The sequence below is a fragment of the Fulvivirga aurantia genome (assembly GCF_009711475.1).
Classification (GTDB): domain Bacteria; phylum Bacteroidota; class Bacteroidia; order Cytophagales; family Cyclobacteriaceae; genus Fulvivirga; species Fulvivirga aurantia.
This window is the reverse complement of record NZ_SMMD01000572.1, coordinates 1-4208: the sequence shown is the minus strand read 5'-3', so window position 1 is coordinate 4208 and position 4208 is coordinate 1. Positions and strand designations below refer to the sequence as shown.

Sequence of the window (4208 nt, the reverse complement as noted above, 5' to 3'; positions counted from 1 at the left end):
TTTATATCAGGTATTGTAAGTAATAGAGACCAAAAGCTATTGGCAATTTACTGCATGCCAAATCACACGCACATTTTACTGAGTCTCAACCCGTCCATTGCCCTAGCTGATCTCATGAGAGATATAAAAGCTGGTTCTTCGAAATTTATAAATGATAAAAAATGGACCCCTGGCAGATTTGCATGGCAAGAAGGGTATGGTGCCTTCACATATTCTGAATCTCAAATACAACATGTTATAGAGTATATATTGAATCAAGAACAACATCATACAAAAACATTTAAAGAAGAGTATGTCACTTTCTTAGAGAAGTTCAACATCCGATATGACAACAGGTATCTCTTCGAATGGGTCGAAAACTAAAAAAGCATAATTATGACAGAAAGGACAAAAACAGGACGAATACTCATCGTTGACGACAATGAAGACTTACTCAAAGCAGCAAAAATTTTCTTAAAGAGACATTTTGCTCAGGTCGATCTTGAGAAAAACCCAGAAGCCATACCTAATCTTCTTCATAATGAAGAGTATGATGTCATCTTGCTTGACATGAACTTCACCAAAGACGTAAGCAGTGGAAAAGAAGGCTATTATTGGTTAGAAAAAATTCTGGAAATAGACCCATCCTCTGTAGTTGTGCTTATCACTGCCTATGGTGATGTACAAATGGCCGTAAAAGCCATTAAGGCTGGGGCCACAGATTTTGTGCTCAAACCCTGGGAAAACGAAAAATTACTAGCCACCCTGTTTTCTGCTATGAAGCTCAGAGAAACCAAACTAGAGGTGGAAGATCTGCGAAGTAAACAGCGTGAAATCAACCTCAAGATCAATAATAAGTACGATGATATTATTGGCCAGAGTCCTGCCATTCAAAAAGTATTTGAAACTATAGATCGGGTGGCGGTAACAGATGCCAATGTACTTATACTGGGTGAGAACGGTACCGGAAAAGAGCTTGTAGCAAGAGCAATCCACAATAACTCTCCCAGGAAAAATGAAGTATTTGTAAATGTTGATTTAGGTTCTGTAAGTGAAACACTGTTTGAAAGTGAGCTCTTTGGACACAAAAAAGGATCATTTACAGATGCAAAAGAGGATCGTGCCGGTCGGTTTGAAATCGCCAATAGAGGCACTTTGTTTTTAGATGAGATTGGCAATTTATCTATGCCTTTACAGGCCAAACTTCTCACTGTTCTGCAAAATAGAAAGGTGAGCCGGGTTGGCTCCAATAAGGAGGTTGATATCGATATAAGATTAGTTTGCGCTACCAACATGCCTTTATACGAAATGGTAAAAGAGAACAGGTTTAGGCAAGACCTTTTATATCGAATTAATACAATTGAAATAGAGCTCCCTCCTTTAAGAAACCGACTTGAAGACATACCGCTGCTGGCTGATCATTTCCTCAAGCATTATGCCTCTAAATACAACAAAAACGTTAGCAAACTTAGCGATAGCGTGGTTAGTCGTATGCAAAAGCATCATTGGCCAGGCAACATTAGAGAACTACAACATGCGCTGGAACGAGCAATTATTATGAGTAATTCACAGGTTTTACAACCAGAGGATTTTAACTTTAACGCCCAGCAGCAAAACAACCTCGACTCTGAGAATGTGACGTTGGATCAGTTTAAACTTGAGGACGTAGAGAAAATCTTAATTAGGAAGGTGTTGAAAAAGTATAATGGAAATATCACACAGGCAGCTTCTGAGCTAGGGCTTACACGCAGTTCTCTTTACAGGAGATTAGAAAAATATGGGCTTTAGAGATTTTAGAGTAAGGGTTGCTTTAAGGGTGATACTGATTGGCTCCACCATGAGCCTACTTAGCTATACCCTCTTAAACCCCGAACTGTTTATTACTTCTTTGGTAGTTGGCGCTATGGTGGTGGCCGAGCTGCTGGAGTTGTACCGTTTCATCTCGCGCACCAACCGTAAGCTCACGAGATTTTTAGAATCTGTGAAATATTCAGATTTTGCCTCTGGCTTTTCTTCAGACAATAAACTAGGCAAAAGTTTCAAAGACCTAAATGTTGCTTTTAATGAAGTTTTAGAGGCATTTAGAAAGGCACGCTCCGAGAAAGAGGAACATCTCCAATACCTCAATACCATTGTAGAACATGTGAGTACAGGCTTACTTTCGTTTGATCAGGCCGGCAATGTAGAGTTGATAAATGCTACTGCCAAAAAATTTCTTAAAACCGATAAAATCAGAAACATAGAAGAGCTGATTGAAGATCAGTCAAGACTCTATAAAGTACTTTTTGACCTACCCACTGGCAAGAGTACCTTATTTAAGGTAGAGGGTGAGTTGCAGTTGGCTGTACATGCCACGGAAATAATACTCAGAGGCAAAAAGATAAAGTTGGTGGCGTTGCAAAACATTCAGCCTGAGCTACAAAAGAAAGAGCTGGAAGCATGGCAAAACCTGACTAAAGTATTGAGACATGAGATTATGAATAGCATCACACCCATAGCTTCTCTTACCTCCACTATGAAGGATATTCTAGTTGAAGACCTCACGCCTAATGGTAATAATTATGCGCTTGATGCTGAAGCTGTAGACGACCTACAAGAAGGACTAGGCACTATTGAGGGGCGTAGTCAGGGGCTGATAAGGTTTATTGATGCTTACCGTGATTACACTTCAATACCGCTTCCTAAAATAAAGCCAATATCAGTAAAGCTGCTTATCGATCATGTCTACCATCTCATGAAGCCCGAATTAAGGGTAAGAGATATAAATTTTAACTGTGAAGTAACACCTGAAGACATGGAGTTGAACATTGACGAAGAACTCATTGAACAAATTTTAATTAATCTGGTAAAAAACTCTGTGGAAGCTTTAGACGATCAAAATAAACCATCAATCTCCATCAAGAGCTTCATTGACGAAGAAAACAACCCGAGAATTGAGGTTATCGATAATGGGCAAGGCATTGCCCGGGAAGCCTTGGAGCAAATTTTTATTCCGTTTTATACTACCAAGCGAAGAGGCTCCGGCATCGGCTTGAGTTTATCCAGGCAGATTATGCAGCTACACAATGGCACACTTACGGTAGATTCTGAACTGGGTATGTATACGAAGTTTATTCTGATCTTCTAACCAGTCTTTACCTTGAGGTAAGGCCGCCACTCTTCGCAATGAAAACCAGAGTAATCTCTGAGAAACATCACATAAGAAGGCTTAAAGGGTTTGGTCTTGAGCTTTATCCCCATCTCATCAGGCAATGAGTCACCTTTTTGTGTATTGCACCTCTTACAAGCCGTCACCAGGTTATTCCATGATGACCGACCTCCTCTCGATCTTGGGGTCACATGGTCTAGTGTTAAATCTTTGGTAGTGCCACAGTATTGGCATACAAAGGCATCTCTTTTAAAGACGTTTTGCCTGGTGAGATTTACGCCTTTGTAAGGTATGTTTACGTACTTTCTCAACCGTATCACAGCCGGCATAGGAAAGCTTTGACTTACCGATCGCAACTTGTAGCCATTGGCAGGACTCACCAATTCTGTTTTGTCCAGGTAATTGAGCAAAAATGCTCGCTGCACAGTGCAAACAGATATCGGACTAAAGTCCGCGTTTAAAACCAATACCTTGCGATTCATCCTCTTAATATATAACCTATTGAGTTTGAATGCAATTATGGTTATGTGAATTAATTTTTAAGTATTCTTTTTATAGCTGTTAGCTGATGGGTCTGTTGACCACTCTCATGGTCAATAATACCTCCTTCTGTCAGGTCATCTACCCTCACCCTACCTGAGGCATGTATTATCTTGTTTTCAGGAAAAACGATACCCACATGGTTGATAGCCCCGTTTGAATTATTGAAAAAAGCCAAATCACCAGGCTCGCTATCTTGCAAACTTGCTATGACTTCTCCATGACTTATTTGTTGTCTGGCATCTCTTGGCAGGCTATAACCAGACATTCTAAAAACATTTTGGCTAAAACCAGAACAGTCGATACCAAAAGGTGAGCGGCCACCCCACAAATAAGGAGAATTAATGTATTTACAAGCCAGCTCCTTAAGGAATTCAAATTCTCTTTTCTGGCTTAAACTTTTAGCCTCACCATTAAAGGCTAGCTGCTCCTCAACTTTAAAAATTTCATTGGTTGAGATAGGCAACACACTACCTATTACAATATGAATATGGTGCTTTTTATATAAGATACTAGATGTAAGATCCGTACATATCTTATA

Annotated in this window: 5 protein-coding genes; 3 read left to right on the top strand and 2 right to left on the bottom strand. The window is 39.8% G+C overall.

The features are described from left to right. The 3 genes from E1176_RS04880 to E1176_RS04870 all read left to right on the top strand — a co-directional run. Nucleotides 1-363, top strand: a 363-nt coding sequence (locus E1176_RS04880) for a transposase (protein ID WP_155209448.1), incomplete at its 5' end; no start/stop codon positions are given. A 12-nt stretch (nt 364-375) separates the two neighbouring features. Then, complete coding sequence (locus E1176_RS04875) at nt 376-1767, top strand: sigma-54-dependent transcriptional regulator (RefSeq protein ID WP_155209447.1); 1392 nt, start codon at nt 376-378, stop codon at nt 1765-1767. Further along, nucleotides 1757-3106, top strand: coding sequence for a sensor histidine kinase (locus E1176_RS04870; protein WP_155209446.1), 1350 nt, complete (start codon nt 1757-1759; stop codon nt 3104-3106). The genes E1176_RS04875 and E1176_RS04870 overlap by 11 nt, the downstream gene beginning before the upstream one ends. Here E1176_RS04870 and E1176_RS04865 read toward each other — a convergent pair. Beyond that, nucleotides 3103-3609 (bottom strand): HNH endonuclease, encoded by a 507-nt coding sequence (locus tag E1176_RS04865; RefSeq protein ID WP_155209445.1) that lies wholly within the window; start codon nt 3607-3609, stop codon nt 3103-3105. The genes E1176_RS04870 and E1176_RS04865 overlap by 4 nt on opposite strands. Before the next feature lie 50 nt (nt 3610-3659). Next, nucleotides 3660-4208 (bottom strand): C40 family peptidase (locus tag E1176_RS04860; RefSeq protein WP_155209444.1); only part of this gene is annotated, 549 nt, incomplete at its 5' end.